The organism is Arthrobacter sp. 2MCAF15, assembly GCF_052115605.1.
Taxonomy (GTDB): domain Bacteria; phylum Actinomycetota; class Actinomycetes; order Actinomycetales; family Micrococcaceae; genus Arthrobacter.
Map to the genome: position 1 here is coordinate 1 of NZ_JBFRGZ010000050.1, position 1447 is coordinate 1447.

General features: G+C 65.5%; 1 protein-coding gene. It reads left to right on the forward strand.

From position 1 onward, the window contains the following. Positions 1-112: 112 nt before the first annotated feature. Positions 113-1405: an ISL3 family transposase gene (locus AB4089_RS22900; RefSeq protein WP_441411559.1), complete on the forward strand. Its 1293-nt coding sequence runs from the start codon at positions 113-115 to the stop codon at positions 1403-1405. Positions 1406-1447: the final 42 nt, after the last annotated feature.

The window sequence follows — 1447 nt, forward strand, 5'->3', positions numbered from 1 at the left end:
GGCTCTTCGTGGTTCGTGGGGAAATGACTCCGTGTCGTAGATAAAGAAGGGGCCCGTGGCCCTGCTGGGATGAGTGTGTCTAGCATTCAAACCAGGAACAGGACCACGAGCCTTGACTGAGCCTATCGTTGTGGCGTCCGACGCTGCCACCAGCATCTTCAACCTGCCTGACTACCGTGTCATCTCCGCGACCGTTCTGGACGACGGCAGGCGCCGGGTCATTGTCGAAACGGATCAGCCACCGGGCTGCCCGAGCTGCGGTGTCGTGGCGACGCGGCGAAAGGAACGGCGCTTCCAGCGGATCCGGGACATCCCCGTCGCCGGCGCCCTCGAAGTGCTCTGGTCCAAGTACCGCTGGTACTGCGAGGAACCCAAATGTTCCCGGCTCTCGTTCTTCGAATCCACTGCCCAGGTCCCGCGCCGTGCCCGGTCCACCGGCAGGCTCCGGGACCACGTCGTTGATGCGGTCATCAGCTCCGGTCGGGCCGTGTCCGAGACCGCCGCTGCGTTCGCGGTGTCCTGGTGGATGGTCCGCGCCGCGCTGACCGAAGCCTGTCTTCTTACCCTGCCGGATGTGGATGAGCTCAGGCCGCGGATGCTGGGCATCGATGAACACCGGTTCCGGTCCGTGCGATTCTTCCGCGACCCCGGGTCGAGCACGTGGATCCGGCATGAGCCGTGGATGACAACCATCGTTGACCTGGACACCGGGCAGGTCCTAGGCGTGGTCGACGGCCGGGACCACAGGGGCGTCGGGGACTGGCTCTTCGCCCGCCCGCTGGCCTGGCGGCTGGGAGTGCAGGTCGTCGCGATCGACCCGTCAGCTGCGTTCCGCAAGGCGTTGAGGATGTGGCTGCCCCGCACCGCCGTCTCGGTCGATACCTTCCATCTGGTCTCCCTCGGCAACCAGGCCATGACCGAGGCCCGCCAGAACCTGTCCCAGCAGGTCAAGGGCCGCCGCGGACGCGGCGTGGACAAGGCCTGGGCCCACCGCATGCTACTCCTGCGCGCCGGCGACACACTCACCGAGAAGGCAGCCCACCGGCTGGAGGAGGTCTTCGCCGCCGACGACGCGACCGGCAAGCTGCAAGCGGTGTGGAAGGTCAAAGAACAGCTCAGGGCGCTGCTGCGCACCGACTCCCTGGCCGACGCGGCCGCCGCGAAAGCGGAGCTGAAAGTGCTCGTGGACGTGGCAGGACGGCCGGAAACGAACAAGCTCTACCGCACCGTTTGCCGATGGTGGAACGAGATCGAAGTCCTCATCGTCACCGGCGCCACCACCGGCAAGGTCGAGGCCAACAACACCAGCATCAAGCACATCAAACGAACCGCCCGCGGCTACCGAAACGCCGGGAACTACAAATCGATTATCCTCATGAGAAGTGCCGTCCGGACGGCGGCATGACACTCATCCGGGAATCACTTTCCCCACGAACCGTGAAGAGCC